The following is a 17,030-nucleotide window of genomic DNA, read 5'->3' as shown; positions in this document are numbered from 1 at the left end:
AATCAGTGCGGGCACCCTATCCGCACAACCGGGACAGGGATTTGACAAGAATCAACTCGACCGGCGCGGATTTCAGCGGAACCGCAGATTGGCGCGGGAGAGTTCACCGATTTCCCGGCACCCCATCAGCCGCATATCGCGAACAAGCTCGGCCTTCATCTGACCCAGTGCCCGCTCGACACCCGCACGCCCGTAGGCCGCCAGCGGGAAAAGATAATAGCGCCCTAGCCCCACGGCCTTGGCCCCGAGCGAGAGTGCCTTGAGGACGTGGGTGCCGCGGGTGACCCCTGAATCCATGATCACGTCGAGCTTGTCGCCAACCGCATCGACGATTTCCGCGAGCTGATCGAAGCTCGAACGCGATCCGTCGAGCTGCCGCCCGCCATGATTGGAAACGACAATCCCCGTGCAGCCGATTTCGGCCGCGCGCTTGGCGTCCTCGACGCTCATCACGCCCTTGAGGCAGAACTGACCGTCCCATTCGGCCACCATCCTGGCCACATCGTCCCAGTTGAGAGAGGGATCGAGCATCTCGGTGAAGTACTGCCCGATTGAGGCGGTGCCGGAACCGAAATCGATATGCTCGTCGAGCTGGGGCAACGAGAATTTCTCATGGGTGAAATAGTTGAGCGCCCAGGCCGGTTTCATGGCGAACTCGGTGATGCCGCGCAGATTGAGCCGAAACGGAATGGCAAAGCCGGTGCGAAGGTCGCGCTCGCGATTACCGCCGGTAATACTGTCGACGGTCAGCATCATCGCAGCGATCCCGTTCTCCTTGGCGCGCTGCATCATGGCGCTGTTGAGGCCGCGATCCTTGTGGAAATAGAACTGGTAGACCTGCGGGTTGCTGTGCTTTTTCGCGATCTCCTCAATGGACGCCGTGCCGAGCGACGACACCCCGAACATGGTGCCATAGGTCTCGGCGGCAGCCGCCACACCCCGCTCGCCTTCGTGATGGAACAGTCGTTGGAGCGCGGTTGGCGAACAATAGACCGGCAGATCGAGCTTCTGCCCCAGAACGGTCACGGACAGATCGACGTCTTCGACCCCGCGCAGGATACGCGGCACCAGATCGCAACTCTCGAAAGCCGATGTGTTGCGCCGATAGGTGGTCTCGTCGTCCGCCGCCCCGTCGATATAGTTGAATATCGGTCCGGGAAGCCGTCGGCGTGCGGCCTGGCGGAAATCCTGGAAGTTGAAACATTTGCTCAGCGTCATCGGCCCTCTCCATCCTCGACAAGGGCAAACCACAAACGCGCATGATCGAGCAAGTGACTATCTGGCGCAGGCGCCAAGGGGCGGGTTGCGGGCGCAGCCGCATCCGCGCTCAAAAGCAGCGCTGCACCGGCAGAAGTGCCGGTTGCCGATAGCGCCGTTTCTACTCCGGCAGGCCGCAAAGCGGCGAGCAATGTGCAATAGTCCGGATTGCGGGCCAATGGCCCCTCGACGATGGTCGGTCCCTTGGCGCCGACCAGCCGCAGGCAGGTTTCGGTCATCAGGGCGAGATAGTGAGAAACCGCGACCTGTCTTTGCCCCGCATTGCCCGGCTCGCGGGTCCAGCGTCGTTGGCGACCCCGATAGGGCCCGGAGCCTGGCTCGACAGCCGGGAGCAGCATGATCCGCTCCTGCAACACGGTGTCCCGGTCTGCCTTTTCAGGCGCGCTTTCACTCTTCCCGGTCATGACTTCAAACTCGCGCCCACCCATAAAACGGGCGGAGGGCGTAGGCTGGCCGAGCGCATTGACATTGACGAGCGTATCGCGCGCCGGATCGAGATGCGCAGCTTCGCCCCCGATCGCCATCGCCACCACCCAGGTGCCGGTTGAAACCACGGCGAAAGGCTCCTGCCGCGTACGCAGATAGGGATAGAGCGAGGCATTGCTGTCATGAATGCCGGTCGACACCGGCGTCTCTGGAGAGAGCCCGGTTGCCGCAGCGATCGCGGGTGTCACGGTACCGAGCACGTCCCCGGGCAGTCTTGGCGGCGCAATGCGGTCACCCAGTCCCAGGCGTTCGGGGAGTGCAGAAAAGCGCTTCTCGAACGGGTTCCACAAATCGGTGTGACAGCCCAACGAGGTCACGTCGCACGCCATCTCGCCGGTCAGCAGATAGCCCCAATACTGCGGATAAGTCAGGACATGGCGGACGCGTTCTTTCAAGGTCGGTTCCGTTTGCAGGATGAAATCCAGCTGGGCGCCGAGATTGAGCCCGACAGCGAGGCGCGGCGACCCCGTCTCTTCGAAAGCCGGGCGCAGCGCGTCGTAATGCGCCGACACTGTCTCAATGCCCGGATGCTCATAGTCGAGCATCGGTGCGGCGAGGCGGCCTTCCGCATCGAGCAGCACGGCGGCGGCACCATGGGTCGTTACCGACAGGCCGTCTATTCCGAACCGTTTATGCGTCTGGGTGATTGCGTCGAGAAAGAACGCCCAAAGTCCATCTAAATCGAAATGTGGCCAGGGGGGACCGGCAAGAACCTTGTTCCGGCGGGTTTCGACTGCGAGTTCGCGACCGGTGCCGGCTTCGACCACTGCGAATTTCGCATTGGTCTTGCCGATATCGATGACACCGACATAGCCGCCTTCGATCATGGCAGGTGAAATACCGTTTTGAGGTCTCGGGTTAGCGGCTCGTTGGTCTGGTCCGTCGCCATGATGTCGGCCATATAGGCCCACCAGCGCTGCATGACAGGATGATCGGGCAGGCTGTCCATCGTGTGGTCTTTGCGCCGCCACAGGACCGCGAACAGCGTGCCCGAGTCCTCGTCGAGATGGATTGAGTAGTCCCGAACCCCCGCATCATGCAGCAGATCGGCAAGCTCGGGCCAGATCTCGTCATGCCGGCGCTGATATTCTTCCGCCATGCCGGGATTGAGCTGCATGATGAAAGCGATCTTCTCTTCGCTCATTTTGCCATCCTCTGCCGCAGCCGGGAGATCAGGATCGGCAGGGCGATCACCCCGATCAGCAAGGCGCCGATGAAAATCGACATCACGATGCCCGGCACATTGAGAAGGCCCAGCCCGAATGTGACAAGCCCCATGATGAAAGCGGCAATGACCACCCCCTGGATGGTGCCGGAGCCGCCCAGAATACTGACCCCGCCCAGAACGACGATGGTCACCACTTCGAGCTCCCAGGCAAAGGCGATGGAGGGGCGCGTCGAGGCCAGCCGCGAGGTGAGCGCCACGGCGGCCAGCCCAGACATCAGGCCGGTCAAGCAGAACAGAATGAACTTTACCCGCTCGACGCGCACGCCGGAGAAGCGAGCGGCGACAGGGTTATTGCCGATGACGAAGATCTGCCGCCCGAAATTGGTGCGGTGCAGAACGACATAATAGACGAGCGCGCACACGAGGAAGAAGGCGAACTCGAACGAGACCACCCAGAACACATAGCCCTGGCCGAAGAAATCGAAGCTGTCCGGATAGCCTTTGAAGGCCTGGTCACCGAGCACGATATAGGAGATGCCGCGGAAAAAACTCATCGTGCCGATGGTGACAACGATTGAGGGCAGGCCCAGCCGGGTGACGAGAAACCCGTTGAACATGCCGCACAGCACACCCGTCAGCACGCCGATGGCGACAAGGCCCGGAGTATCGACCCCGAATTGCAGCGCCAACCCCATCGCTGTGGAGGCCAGCGCTATGATCGCGGCAACCGACAGGTCGATCTCGCCCGAGATGATCAACAGCGCCATGGCGAGCGCGATCAGCCCCTTCTCGGTGAAGTTGAAGGTCGCATCGGACAGTGACCAGGGCGACAGGAAATAGGGCGAGGCGAAGGAATTGAGGATGAAGATCCCCACCGCCACCGCCAGCAGGAGCGACGGCCAGGAAAAGACGGCAGCCTTGGCCGGTGAATCAAGCCTGTCCGGGATCTTGCGGCCAGCGGGCGCCGCGATCGATTGGTCGTTCATTTCACTGTCTCCGCCGATTTGAGGATCAGCCGTCCACGGCTCTTGTTGGTGCGGCCATTGAGAACCACCGCGAAGATGATCGCCGCCCCCGAAATCGCCATCTGCCAGAAGGGCGAGATGTTGATGACCGGCAAGGCGGAATTGATCACCCCGAGGAACAGCGCGCCCAAAAGTGCGCCGGCCACGCTGCCGACCCCGCCGGCGATCGAGATGCCCCCGATCACACAGGCAGCAACCACGGTCAGTTCATAGCCATTGGCAACTTCGACCGAGCCGATGACATAGCGCGAGACCCAAAGATATCCGCAGAACCCGGAAAGCGCGCCCGAGATGCAGAAGGCGAGGAACTTGGTGCGCCCGACATCGATGCCGGCATAGACCGAAGCCGTCGGGTTGACCCCGATGGCATAGATCGCGCGGCCGATGGAGGTTCGCGTCATCATCACGAAAAAGCCGACGGCAATCGCGATCGCATACCAGGACAGGAGCGGCAATCCGAGGACCGGGATGCGGGTGTACTGCACGAAATCGGTGGTCATCTGGTCGGCATTGACCCATTGCCCGCCCGCGATCACGAAGATCAGCCCACGGAAAATGGTCAGCGTGCCGAGGGTCACGACAATGGCGGGAATGCCGAGCCGCCAGACCAGCGCGCCGTTGAACGCGCCCAGCACCAGACCGAAGCCCGTGGCCATCAGCATCAGGACCGGCACCGGAATGCCTGGATAGGCGGCATTGGTGAGCGCGACCAGCATGCCGGACAGGGCCAGGTTCGACGCCATCGACAGATCGATCGACCGGGTCAGGATGACCGCCATTTGCCCCAATGCCAGGATCATCAGGATCGAGGTGTTGTTGAACACCTCCATGAGATTGCGCAGCGAGCCAAAGCCGGGTGCGCGCAGCTCGGTAGCGATGATGATCGCGGCGACGGCCGCGCCGAGCCAGATCTCGCGGGTGCGAAGAAGCCGCTTCATGCTGCGGCCTCCTCGCCGATATCCGCGGCGACCGACACCAGCGTCTCGGCGTCGAGCGAGCCATCATTTTCATAAACGCCCGCGATCCGCCCTTCGCGCAGGACGATGATCCGGTCGCTCATGCCCATGATTTCGGGCAGTTCGGAGGACACCATGATGACGCTGAGCCCTCCGGCGACGAGGTCGCCCATGAACTCATGCACCGCGGCCTTCGAACCGATATCGATGCCCTTGGTCGGCTCATCGAGAATGATCACGCGCGGCCTGGTGGCCAGCCATTTGGCGATCACCACCTTCTGCTGATTGCCGCCCGACAGCGTTCCCGCCGTCTGGCTGAGGGATGCGGCGCGCAGATCGAGCCGTTCGGTGTATTCGCGCGCCAGCCTGAATTCTTCCGCGAGCTGCAGGAAGCCGTTGGATGAGGTCTTTCGCAGCGATGGCAGCGATACGTTCTGGAAGATCGGCAGATCGACCACGACCCCCTGCTTGCCGCGTTCTTCAGGCACATAAACAATGCCCGCATCAATGGCGTCGGCGGGCGATTTCGCCTCGACGGGCTTGCCATCGAGCGTAATGGTTCCGGCAGAGGGCCGGGTGATGCCGAAAAGGGCCTGCATCACCTCGCTGCGCCCGGCGCCGACGAGCCCGTAAAAGCCGAGGATTTCGCCCTGCCGTAACTCGAAGCCGATATCGGCGAATTCTGTGGGGTGGCTGAGCCCGTCGACCTTGAGGACCGGCGCGCCGATCTCGGTCTCTCGCTTGGGGAAGATCTGGTCGACCGCACGCCCCACCATCATCCTGACGATCTGTTTCTGGCTGGCATCCTTGAGAAGGCCTTCCCCGACCATCTCGCCATCGCGGAACACGGTGTAACGGTCGGCGATGCGGTAGATTTCGTCGAATTTGTGCGAGATGAACAGGATCGCCTTGCCGTCCTGACGCAGCATGTCGATGAGAACGAACAGATCCTCGATCTCCTTGTGCGACAGCGAGGCTGTCGGCTCATCCATGATCACGATCTCGGCTTCGATCGACATGGCCCGCGCCACGGCAACGAGGTGCTTGCTGGCGATGCCAAGCTCCTTGAGCGGCGTGTCGGGAGCCACATGGCCGATCCCCATTTCGGCAAGCAGGGATTTCGAACGCTCATGCATTGCCTTCCAGTCGATCATGCCCCAGCGCTTGCGCGGCGAATGACCGAGAAAGATGTTTTCGGCGACGCTCAACTCGTCGAACAGGACGGTTTCCTGGTGAATGGCGGTAATCCCGCGCTCGAACGCATCATGTGCACTGGTCAGCGCCACGGGCTTGCCCTTGATGACGATTTCGCCTTCATCCGGCAGGTAGATGCCGGTCAGGGTCTTCACGAGCGTCGACTTGCCCGCACCATTCTCCCCGATCAGCGCCGTCACCTGGCCGGGATAGAGATCGAGGCTGACCGCATTGAGCGCCCGGACCCCGGGGAAGGTCTTTGTAATGCCCCGAAGGCTGAGGATCGGTCCTTTGCCGGCGGCCGCCGCCGGCCTGGCGTCATCCATATCAGTCGCGTTGACAGTCGACATGGCAAACGGCCCCTTTCTGGAAAAGGTGCGCGGTACTCGAAGTCTGCGCCGTGTGCGGGAGTGTGGCAAGCGGCGGACAAAGCCCGCCTCAAACAGCGGGTCCGTTCAAACCGCAAGGGTTCCGGCGGCGCGGAGGGGGTGCGCCGCCGGCGGGAGCGAAGATCAGTAGATCTTCGAGAACTCTTCGATATTGGACGCATCGAAGGTGAACGGCGCAGCCATGGCCGCCGAATTGGTGTCGTCGAGCGTGATTTCGCCGACGTCGCCGATCGACAGGGTCGCACCCGGCTCCGCAGTGGCGCCTTCAACCAGCTGGTGAGCCAGATAGACAGCCGAGTAGCCGAGATCGATCGGGTTCCAAAGGGCCACGGCCTGCGAGGCACCATTGTCGATGAACTGCTTGAACTCGGAAGGCAGCGCCAGACCGGTCACGTTGACCTGGCCGATCAGGTCCATATCCGTCACGACCTGCGCGGCGGCCACGACACCGACCGTGGTCGGGGCGATGATCGCATCGAGATCGGGATAGGACTGGATGAGGCCACGGGCTTCGTTGGTCGACTTGACCGAGTCATCGTCGCCATAGACCACCGACACCAGATTGATGTTCGGGAACTTCTCCGGCATCACTTCCTTGGCCGCTTCGATCCAGGCGTTCTGGTTGGTTGCGGTCGAGGACGCCGACAGAATGGCCACATCACCGCCGTCCGGAAGATAATCCGCCGCCAGCTTGATGATGGTTTCGCCGATCAGCGCGGTGTCAGACGGGTTGAGGTGCAGCATCCGCCCTTCCTCGGCAACACCCGAATCCCACGAAATCACCTTGATGCCGCGATCCATGGCCTTTTCGAGAACCGGCACAAGAGCGTCCGGATCGTTGGCCGAGATCGCGATGGCATCGACATTCTGCGCGATCAGCGAATTGACGATGTCGATCTGGCCCTCGGCGGTGGCCGATGTCGGGCCGGTATAGATCACTTCGACGCCACCGATTTCTTCGGCAGCCTTCTGGGCTCCATCGGCAGCGGCGTCGAAAAAGCCGTTGCCCAGCGATTTCACCACCAGTGCGATACGTTCCTGCGCGACAGCGCCACCTGCGGACAAAGCGACAGCGGAGAGCGCAGCAGCACCCACCAGGTTCTTCAAGATGCTCATTTGACTTCCTCCCTTGAGCATTACGGTAACTACCCCGCTTGCCGCCGCCTTTTGTCAGGCCACGGATGCGGAATCGGATTTCGTCTGCGCCTTGGCGTCGACGACGATCAGTTTCACCTCGGCATCCTCGAGCATTCGGCGGTCCTCATCGCGAATGCCGGCGTCGGTGATGACGGTGTGCACCCGCTTGAGCGGGCAAAGAATGAGACTGGTGCGCGCCCTGAGCTTCGAGCTGTCCGCCAAGCAGATCAGCTCATCTGCCTGGTCGATCAGGCCCAGTTCGGACTGAACGATCAGCGGGTCGGCTTCCATCAGCCCCACGGGCCCGAGCCCCTGGCAGCCGATGAACATCTTGCGCGCATAGAAATGGCTGGCCACCACGCCGCCGAACGGCGACAGGATGACGTTCTGCTCGCGATAGACCGTGCCGCCGGGAATGACGACATTGTTGCGCGAATTGTGCAGCAGGTATTCGGCGATCGGGAACGAGTTGGTGAACACCGACAACCGCATTGAAACCAAATGCGGCACCATCTGATAGGTGGTGGTGCCGCCATTGATGATGATCTGCTCGCCATCCTTGCACATTTCGGCGGCGACCCGGGCGATGGCCCGCTTGGCGGCCAGATTCATGGTTTCGTTCACAGCAAAGGGGCGCCCGATCAGCGCCGACTGCTCGGGCGGATTGACCGCTTCGGCCCCGCCGCGAATGCGCTTGAGCTTGCCCTGCATGTGAAGGGAGGCGATGTCGCGCCGGATCGTCGCTTCCGAAGCGCCTGTGATCTCCACAAGATCAGCCACGCTGGCAACAGGCCGGGCCTGCACCGTCGCTAGAATGATCCTGTGGCGTTCATTTTCGTGCACGAGACTTTTCCTCCCTCGTCAACTGGGACTCATTTCCACCAAAACCAATCATTGTCAATCATCAATCTTCATATTTCGATCATATTGCAATCATTGAGCGCGAACATGATCGTTTGTGATTGACAATGACATTTTTTCATGGGCATTTCCGGTCAAACCCGAACACCCGAATAGGAGGGGGACCCTATGTCCGCATCCAAGTCAACGCGCATCGAGAACCGGTGGGAGGATGAGAAAGCCGCCGCGATGTCCGAGGCCGAGCGGCTGGTCTATCGCTCCAACCTTCTGGGCGCCGACAAACGCGTTACAAATTACGGCGGCGGCAATACCTCTTCCAAGACTATCGAGAAGGACCCGCTGACCGGCGAAGAGGTGGAAGTGCTCTGGGTAAAGGGCTCAGGCGGCGATGTCGGCACCATCAAGCTCGACGGGTTTTCAACGCTGTATATGGACAAGCTGAGGGCGCTGAAGGATCTCTATCGCGGCCCCGAGCATGAAGACGAGATGGTGGGTTACCTTCCCCACTGCACGTTCAACCTGAACCCCCGCGCCGCCTCGATCGACACGCCGCTGCATGCCTATGTACCCAGACCCTTTGTCGATCACATGCATCCTGACGCGCTGATCGCCATCGCCGCATCGACCGATTCCAGGGCGCTGACCCGGGAAGTCTTCGGCGACGATATCGGGTGGCTGCCTTGGCAACGGCCGGGCTATGAGCTCGGCCTTTGGCTCGAGAAGTTCTGCCTCGAAAACCCCGAAGCCAAGGGTGTCGTGCTCGAAAGCCACGGTCTCTTCACCTGGGGCGACACCCCGAAACAGTGCTACGAGACGACGCTTGAGACCATCAACACCGCGATTGAATGGCTCGAGGCGAAATCAGGCGACAAGCCGGCCTTTGGCGGCGAGGCGATCACCCCCCTGCCCGCCGGCACACGCCGCGAAATCGCCGCTGCTCTGATGCCGGTCATTCGTGGCCTGATCTCTGAACACAGCCACAAGGTCGGTCATTTCGACGACAGCGATGCGGTTCTGACCTTTGTCTCATCGAAGGAGTTGCGCCCGCTGGCTGCGCTCGGCACCTCCTGTCCCGATCACTTCCTGCGCACCAAGATCCGGCCGCTGGTGATCGATCTCGACCCGGCCAATCCCGATATCGAGTCGGTGACCAATGCGCTGCCCGAGGCGATCGAGGCCTATCGCGCCGACTACGCCGCCTATTACGAGCGCTGCAGGCACGACAACAGCCCCGCCATGCGCGACCCCAATGCAGTGGTCTATCTCGTGCCCGGGGTTGGCATGATCACCTTTGCCAAAGACAAGGCGACCGCCCGGATCTCCGGCGAATTCTATGTCAACGCCATCAATGTGATGCGCGGGGCCTCCAGCGTTTCGACTTATCGGGGCCTTTCCGAACAGGAGGCCTTCGATATCGAGTACTGGCTGCTCGAAGAGGCCAAGCTGCAACGCATGCCGAAGCCGAAATCCTTGGCCGGTCGCGTGGGTCTGGTCACCGGCGGCGCCGGGGGCATCGGCAAGGCCACCGCGGCGCGGCTGCTGCGCGAAGGCGCCTGCGTCGTGCTGGCGGATATCGACGAAACCGCCCTTGCTGCTGCGCATGAAGAACTGGCTTCGGCATTTGGCGCCGATGTCGTGCGCACCGCCGCCATCGATGTGACTGATGAATCCCGGGTTATCGCCGGCTTTGCCGATGCGGCCGCCGAATATGGCGGGCTCGATATTCTCGTATCCAATGCCGGGCTGGCCTCCTCCTCGCCCATCGAGGAGACCTCTCTCGCCTTGTGGAACAAGAACATGGATATCCTTTCGACCGGCTATTTCCTGGTCAGCCGTGAAGCGTTCAAGCTGTTCCGCACCCAGAACATTGGTGGCAATGTCGTCTTCGTCGCCTCGAAGAACGGCCTCGCCGCCTCGCCCAACGCTGCCGCCTATTGCACCGCCAAGGCCGCGGAAATCCATTTGGCGCGCTGCCTGGCACTCGAAGGCGCGGGCGAACAGATCCGGGTCAATGTGGTGAACCCCGACGCGGTGTTGCGCGGATCGAAGATCTGGACCGGGGAGTGGAAAGAACAGCGCGCCGCCGCCTACAAGATGTCGACCGACGAGCTTGAAGAGCATTATCGTCAGCGCTCGATGCTCAAGCGGTCGGTGTTTCCCGAGGATATTGCCGAAGCCATCTATTTCTTCGCCTCGGAGGCCTCCGCAAAATCGACTGGCAATATCGTCAATGTCGATGCCGGCAACGCCCAGAGCTTCACCCGCTAAAGCGCGGCAGGGGAGGACACCATGACCGAAACAATGATCGACCCCGGCGTCATCGCGGCCGGGAATGAGAAGACGACCCAGGGCCTTGCGGCAGACTACAACGCGCTGGGCGATCAGCTCGCCCGGCGCGGTCTCGATATCGACGAGATCACCGCAAAGGTTGCTGCCTATGGTGTGGCCATCCCGTCCTGGGGAGTGGGCACCGGCGGCACGCGGTTTGCGCGTTTCCCCGGAGAAGGCGAACCGAGGCACATCTTCGACAAGCTCGAGGATTGCGCGGTCATCCATCAATTGACCGGCGCCACACCAACCGTCTCGCTGCATATACCCTGGGACAAGGTCGACGATATCGGCGAATTGCGCAGCCGCGGCGAAGCGCTCGGCCTTGGCTTTGACGCCATGAACTCGAACACGTTCCAGGATCAGCCCGGACAGGCTCATTCCTACAAGTTCGGCTCCCTTACCCACACCGACGCGGCGACAAGGCAGCAGGCGATCGAGCACAATCTCGAATGCATCGAGATCGGCAAGGAACTCGGTTCCAAGGCGCTGACGGTGTGGATCGGGGACGGCTCGAACTTTCCCGGCCAGAGCAATTTCGCCGGCCAGTTCGAGCGCTATCTTACCTCGATGAAGGCAATCTATGCCGCCCTGCCCTCAGACTGGCGGCTGTTCTCCGAACACAAGATGTATGAGCCGGCCTTCTATTCGACTGTCGTGCAGGATTGGGGCACCAACTACATGATCGCGACCGAGCTGGGCGATCAGGCTTATTGCCTTGTCGATCTCGGCCATCACGCGCCGAATGTGAATATCGAGATGATCGTCTCTCGCCTCATCCAATTCGGAAAACTGGGCGGTTTTCACTTCAACGACAGCAAATATGGCGATGACGATCTCGATACCGCGGCAATCGATCCCTACCGGCTATTCCTGGTGTTCAACGAATTGGTCGACGCCGAACAGCGCGGCGTGAAGGATTTCGACCCCGCGCATATGCTCGACCAGTCACACAACGTGACCGACCCCATCGAAAGCCTGATGCAAAGCGCGATGGAAGTGCAGCGCGCCTATGCCCAGGCTCTTCTGGTAGACCGGGCAGCATTGGCCGAGGCGCAGCAGGCCAATGATGCACTAATGGCAACCGAAACGCTCAAGCGCGCCTTCCGCACCGATGTGACACCGATTCTCGCCAGGGCCAGGCTCGACAAGGGCGCAGCCACCGACCCTGTTGCGGCCTTCAGGGCATCGGGCTATCGCCGCAAGGTCGCGGCCGAGCGCCCGGCGGTCACCGGCGCAGGCGGCGGCATCGTCTGAGGTCTCGGACCGGATCGCCTATTCGCCCAGATCCCGCATGGTTGCGGACATCTGTAATTCGCGTTCTTCCATCAGTTCGCGGACGCGCTTGGTGTAGGCGTGGTTCTGCGCCATCGGGATATTGATGTCGTAGAGACCCGCCAGTTCGACCATGGCCTCTCGGTCGACCCGGTTGAACTCCTCGATCATCGCTTCCGCGGTTTCGCGCGAATATGAAAGCGCCTCCAGCACCGAACGGCTCATGCGCAACGAACTGTCATAGGTCTCGCGGATGATATCGCGGCACCCCACAGACCACAGATCATAGACATGATGGCGGTCGATAGCGCGCGCAATGATATGCAAATCGGGATAGGTCTTGGCGAGATGGCGGGTCAGTTCGGTAATCGCCTGCTTGTCGTCGATGGCGATGACAATGACCTTGGCTTTGGCGACACCGGCCGCCTCGAGCAGGTCGGGCCGCGTCGCATCACCAAAAAACACCTTGAGCCCGTAGCGCCGCAGCATGGTGAGTTGCTCGGTGCTGTAATCGACCACTGTCGTCTCATACCCCGCGGCCCGAAGGACGCGATTGACGATACCCCCGACACGGCCGTGTCCGGCGATGATCACCGAGCCATTGCTGTCGATCTCGTCGGCTTCGCGCTGCTGGTCCTGTGAATATTTCGGGGCGATGACACGGTCATAGAAGATGAACAGTCCCGGGGTCAGGAGCATGGAAAGCGCGACGACCAACAAGAGTTGGTCGGAAACCGCTGTCGGCAGAATGCCATGCGCAACCGTGAAGGACAGCAGCACGAAGCCGAATTCGCCGGCCTGAGCCAGCCCCAATGCAAACAGCCACCGGTCGGCCCCCGGCAATCGGAAAATCGTGCCGATCAGGTAGAGCACACCACCTTTGAGCAGCACCAGCCCGATGGTCATCGCCGCGATCAGCAGGAAATTGTCGAACAGCAGGGCGAAATTGATCGCCGCCCCGATGGTGATGAAAAAGATACCCAGAAAGATCCCCCGGAACGGATCGATATCGCTTTCGAGCTCATGCCGGAATTCGCTATTGGCCATCACCACCCCGGCGAGGAAGGTGCCGAGCGCGGGCGACAGCCCGACCAGTGTCATCAGCAACGCAATGCCGACGACTATCATCAGCGCCGTCGTGACGAACAGTTCGCGCAGCCGCGCCTTTGAAACGAAACGGAAGATCGGCGCAGTCAGATAGGACCCGCCAACCAGCACAACCCCGATCGAGCCGATGGTGACCAGCGCGCCCTGCCAGGGTTCCAGTCCATCAACCAGGCTCAATGCAGCGCCGGCCTCTTCGCCATGGCTGGCAGCTTCACCGGCAGTGTGATGCAGCGCCTCGACCAGTTCGGGCATGGCCAGGAACGGCATCAGCGCCAGCATCGGGATAACGGCGATATCCTGGAACAGCAGGACCGAGAAGCCCGACTGCCCGCCATCAGATCGCATCAGCCCCTTCTCGTTGAAGGTTTGCAGAACAATCGCGGTTGAGGACAGCGACAGGATCAACCCGATGGCCAGAGCGACTGTCCAGGGCTGGCCGAGCGCGAAAGCGATGCCCATCGCCAGCACGGTCGTGAGCCCGAGTTGAAGGCCGCCAAGCCCCATCAGCCGCATGCGCATGGCCCACAGGGCGCGGGGTTCGAGCTCCAGCCCGACAAGAAACAGCATCATGACAACGCCGAATTCGGCGAAATGCTGGATCGAGACGACATCGACACCGAGAACGCTCAACAGCGGACTGATCGCGATGCCTGCAATCAGATAGCCCAGCACCGAGCCGAGCCCGAGCTTGGTCGCAATCGGGACTGCGATCACCCCGGCCGCGAACAGGATGAAGGCAATAAGCATGAACTCGGCTGTCATTATGGTCCCCCAACGTCGCGGCAAATCCGCCGCCTCTCCACCTTAGCAAAATGATCGGGATTGGGGAGGTTCAGTTGGCCGCTCCCAAAAACCAATCGGCAGGCTGCTGCCACGTGTGCACACCATGAAAATTGAAGGCATCACTAGCGCCGCCGATTCTTTTGTATATACTTATTATGGAGGTGGCATTTCGAGACGGCACGAACGCCGGCGGCTCCCACAAAGTGGGCCGCGATGGCCCGGCTTTCCGGGGGACCAGGCGCTTGTTGTGGTTTCACCCATCTGATACTTTACATGGTAAGTGATCGGGCAAACCGGTCCTTTGAGGAGGGGTAGGAGATCCTTGGATCTGTTGAGTTCTGTGGAGTTGCTCCACAAGGATCGGATTCTGACGCCGTTTGGCCGATGGGTCGATGATCTGCATTTCACCTGTGGCAGTTTTCGTCCGAGCAGCATGGACACCGCGGCAAAGATTCGTGGCGAGGCGCGACGGATAAACGCCTGCGGCATGGAATTCTCCCAGATCTCGAACGATCTCGACCAGATCGACCGGGACTGGAACGATGTGCGGCGCGACGCAAGCGAACAGCTTTTTCTGATCGTCCAGCTCGAGGGATCGTGCGGGGTGGAACACGCTGGCGCCCATTCGACGCTCAATATGGGCGACTGCATCCTCATCGAATCCACCAAACCCACCACTTTCTATTTCCGCGGAAAGTACTCGAACCACATCTCGGTAAACCTGCCCCAGCAGGCACTGATGCTGACCGGCAAGGACAGCTTCAACGTCGCCCGCAAGCTCGATGCCTATAATCCGATGGCGACCATGCTGCGCGCGCTGGTTGCCCAGGTCCTCGAAGAAACCGATGAAGGCGATCAGGCGGCCCGGCTGCGGCAGCTCACCTTCAACGCCACCCGCCAGGCGTTCCTGAGCGGCATCGACCCCGCCACGGGCTTCGATATGGGCAGCGACACCGTTGCCGAGCGCCTGCAGATGGCCGACGTGCTGATCGATCAGCACCTCACCAATTCCTATCTGACGGCGAAATGGCTGGCCGGGATGATCGGCGTATCGATGCGCGTGCTGCAGCTCGATTTTCAGCGCAGGGGCATGACCTGCACCACCTATATCCGGGACAAGCGGCTGCAATACGCGCGTACCCAGATCGAGCGGATCGGGGTCGAGCGGGGCGCCCAGACCATTGCCGATATTGCCTATTCTGTGGGATTCAACGACGTGTCCTATTTCAACAGGTGCTTCAAGGACCTGTTTGGCTGCACGCCTTCGGATCTCCTGCGCGCGCCGGTCTGCCCACGCTGATCCCGACATCTGTTGATTTTCCGATACGCATTGACGGCCCCGGTTTCGGGGCCGTTTCGCATCGATCGGTCAGTGTCGGGCCGCTATCCCCGACCGCCTGAACAACCGGATTCGTTTCTCTCCAAGACAGTAATCGAAGAGCGGTGTTGTCTCACGCTCAAGCAGTCCTCTGTGCGGGATCGAGTTGTGTGCCCGCGCAGGCGGAAACTGCCGAAACGGAGGAGGAATCAAGGACATGATCTCTGCAAAACTGAGACGCGCCGTTGCTGTAGGCCTGATGGCCTCGACGGCGCTGTTGGGCTCCGGCCTGGCCGCCCTGGCACAGGCCGAACTGGTGCTCGGCGTCATCGGCAACTCCAAGGACGTGGTGCAACCCTATTCGCCCACGACCTCGGCATCGGCCGAATCCCTATACAGCCAGCTCTATGACAATCTGAGCGCCTATGCGCCGGATGGCGCCGTCGTCATGGAACTCGCCGAATCCATGGTCCCCAACGAGACCCTGGATGTCTGGACCGTCCATCTCAGGCCCAATGTGATGCGCCATGACGGCAAGCCGTTCACCGCTGACGACGTCATCGCCAGCGTCAAATACATGATGGATCCGGAAAACAACTTCATCCTGCGCAGCCAGATCGATTTCGTCGATCCCGAAGGCATCCGCAAGGTGGACGATCTGACCGTCGAATTCACCCTCAACCGTCCGTTCGGCCTGTTCGCCAACGCATTCGCCGAAGACAGCCTGATGATGCGGGCATTGGGCGAAGACGGTGAGGTGGTTGGCACCGGTCCGTTCACTCTCGATTCCTTCACCCCCGGCCAGGAAGCGCGCCTGACCCGGTTCGACGACTATTGGGGCGACAAGCCGGGCTTTGAAAAGCTCCGGATCATCGGCTTCCGCGACCAGCAGGCCGTGACCAACGCCCTGCGAGGTGGCCAGATCGACGTGGCCTACTCCGTGCCGTACACCGATGTGCCGGCACTCACCGCCGACCCCCGCCTCAAGACCGTGATAAGCGGCAACACGTCCTACCCGATGTTGGCCTTCCGGGTCGATACCGAGCCCTTCAGCGATCCCCGGGTTAACGAGGCGCTCAAGCTCGTGGTCGACCGTGAGCAGATCGTCAACAATGCCTTTGGCGGCTACGCCACGGTGGGTAACGACTTCCTGGGCAACAATACCGGCTGCGCGGCACCCGATATCCCGCAGCGCACCCAGGACATCGAACGCGCCAAGGCACTGCTGGCCGAAGCCGGGCAGAGCGATCTCAGCTTCGAGCTGGTTACCGACGGCGCCTTCGCCGGCATGATGGAAATGGCCCAGCTTTACGCCCAGCAAGCCTCGCAGGCAGGCATTACCGTTACAGTGCGCAAGCTCGACGTCGCCAGCTTCCTCAATCGCTGGCGCGAATGGCCGTTCCTGGTCAGCTTCACCGCCGGGCCCTACGAAATCGCGGCAACCGCTGCGCTTCTGCCGGGCCAGGGTGAAAACGCCACCCATTTCGACGATGCCGAGTACAACGAACTGGCCGCCAAGCTTCAGGTGGAAGGCGATCTCGACAAGCAGTGCGAACTCGTCGCCCAGATGCAGGCCATCGAGAACGAGCGCGGTGGGCATATCGTGCCGGCTTTCCCCTCGAACATCACCGTTCACAGGGACACTGTCGTGGGTCTGAAGCCTGACCTGCATGGCCGTACGCCCGTCGAATATGGCGGCGTGACGCTCAACAAGTAAGCGCTTGA

General features: G+C 61.3%; 13 protein-coding genes. 4 read left to right on the top strand and 9 right to left on the bottom strand.

The window, feature by feature from the left end; all coding sequences use genetic code 11:
- Positions 1-72: 72 nt before the first annotated feature.
- The 8 genes from G489_RS0104035 to G489_RS0104000 all read right to left on the bottom strand — a co-directional run bounded on the left by G489_RS0104035 (position 73) and on the right by G489_RS0104000 (position 8,476).
- Positions 73-1,218: an alpha-hydroxy acid oxidase gene (locus tag G489_RS0104035; protein WP_029040441.1), complete on the bottom strand. Its 1,146-nt coding sequence runs from the start codon at positions 1,216-1,218 to the stop codon at positions 73-75.
- A complete protein-coding gene (locus G489_RS0104030) occupies positions 1,215-2,591 on the bottom strand; it encodes an FGGY-family carbohydrate kinase (protein ID WP_029040440.1) in 1,377 nt (458 codons plus the stop codon). Before G489_RS0104030 ends, G489_RS0104035 begins: the two co-directional genes overlap by 4 nt.
- Positions 2,588-2,908 carry an L-rhamnose mutarotase gene (rhaM, locus tag G489_RS0104025; protein WP_029040439.1) on the bottom strand — a complete coding sequence of 107 codons (321 nt, stop codon included), beginning with the start codon at positions 2,906-2,908 and terminating at the stop codon, positions 2,588-2,590. The genes G489_RS0104030 and rhaM overlap by 4 nt, the downstream gene beginning before the upstream one ends.
- Positions 2,905-3,918: an ABC transporter permease gene (locus tag G489_RS0104020; RefSeq protein WP_029040438.1), complete on the bottom strand. Its 1,014-nt coding sequence runs from the start codon at positions 3,916-3,918 to the stop codon at positions 2,905-2,907. Before G489_RS0104020 ends, rhaM begins: the two co-directional genes overlap by 4 nt.
- The gene (locus G489_RS0104015) at positions 3,915-4,895 is read right to left on the bottom strand and encodes an ABC transporter permease (protein ID WP_029040437.1); all 981 of its coding nucleotides are present in this window, start codon (positions 4,893-4,895) and stop codon (positions 3,915-3,917) included. Before G489_RS0104015 ends, G489_RS0104020 begins: the two co-directional genes overlap by 4 nt.
- Positions 4,892-6,433: a sugar ABC transporter ATP-binding protein gene (locus G489_RS0104010; RefSeq protein WP_029040436.1), complete on the bottom strand. Its 1,542-nt coding sequence runs from the start codon at positions 6,431-6,433 to the stop codon at positions 4,892-4,894. Before G489_RS0104010 ends, G489_RS0104015 begins: the two co-directional genes overlap by 4 nt.
- Before the next feature lie 186 nt (positions 6,434-6,619).
- Positions 6,620-7,612, bottom strand: a complete 993-nt coding sequence (gene rhaS, locus G489_RS0104005) for a rhamnose ABC transporter substrate-binding protein (protein WP_029040435.1) — start codon at positions 7,610-7,612, stop codon at positions 6,620-6,622.
- 54 nt (positions 7,613-7,666) lie between these two features.
- Entirely contained in the window at positions 7,667-8,476 is an 810-nt protein-coding gene (locus tag G489_RS0104000; RefSeq protein WP_029040434.1) for a DeoR/GlpR family DNA-binding transcription regulator, read from the bottom strand.
- Positions 8,477-8,662: 186 nt separating this feature from the next.
- Here G489_RS0104000 and G489_RS0103995 point away from each other — a divergent pair, with 186 nt between their 5' ends.
- Together G489_RS0103995 and rhaI are read left to right on the top strand one after the other, a co-directional pair.
- Positions 8,663-10,762 (top strand): bifunctional rhamnulose-1-phosphate aldolase/short-chain dehydrogenase, encoded by a 2,100-nt coding sequence (locus G489_RS0103995; RefSeq protein WP_029040433.1) that lies wholly within the window; start codon positions 8,663-8,665, stop codon positions 10,760-10,762.
- A gap of 33 nt (positions 10,763-10,795) precedes the next feature.
- On the top strand, positions 10,796-12,079 hold the full coding sequence (gene rhaI, locus G489_RS0103990) for an L-rhamnose catabolism isomerase (RefSeq protein WP_407059820.1): 1,284 nt from the start codon (positions 10,796-10,798) through the stop codon (positions 12,077-12,079).
- 18 nt (positions 12,080-12,097) lie between these two features.
- Here the strand turns inward: rhaI and G489_RS0103985 are convergent, their stop codons facing one another.
- On the bottom strand, positions 12,098-13,966 hold the full coding sequence (locus tag G489_RS0103985) for a cation:proton antiporter domain-containing protein (RefSeq protein ID WP_029040431.1): 1,869 nt from the start codon (positions 13,964-13,966) through the stop codon (positions 12,098-12,100).
- Between the two features lie 343 nt (positions 13,967-14,309).
- On the opposite strand from G489_RS0103985, the gene G489_RS0103980 reads away from it, so the two are divergent.
- Positions 14,310-15,287, top strand: a complete 978-nt coding sequence (locus G489_RS0103980; RefSeq protein WP_035871454.1) for a helix-turn-helix domain-containing protein — start codon at positions 14,310-14,312, stop codon at positions 15,285-15,287.
- A 235-nt stretch (positions 15,288-15,522) separates the two neighbouring features.
- Positions 15,523-17,022 carry an ABC transporter substrate-binding protein gene (locus tag G489_RS19010; protein WP_051332290.1) on the top strand — a complete coding sequence of 500 codons (1,500 nt, stop codon included), beginning with the start codon at positions 15,523-15,525 and terminating at the stop codon, positions 17,020-17,022.
- Positions 17,023-17,030: the final 8 nt, after the last annotated feature.

This window comes from Cucumibacter marinus DSM 18995, assembly GCF_000429865.1.
In the GTDB taxonomy this organism is placed as follows: Bacteria; Pseudomonadota; Alphaproteobacteria; order Rhizobiales; family Devosiaceae; genus Cucumibacter; species Cucumibacter marinus.
The sequence above is the reverse complement of the archived record's forward strand: the minus strand, read 5'-3'. Positions and strand labels throughout refer to the sequence as shown.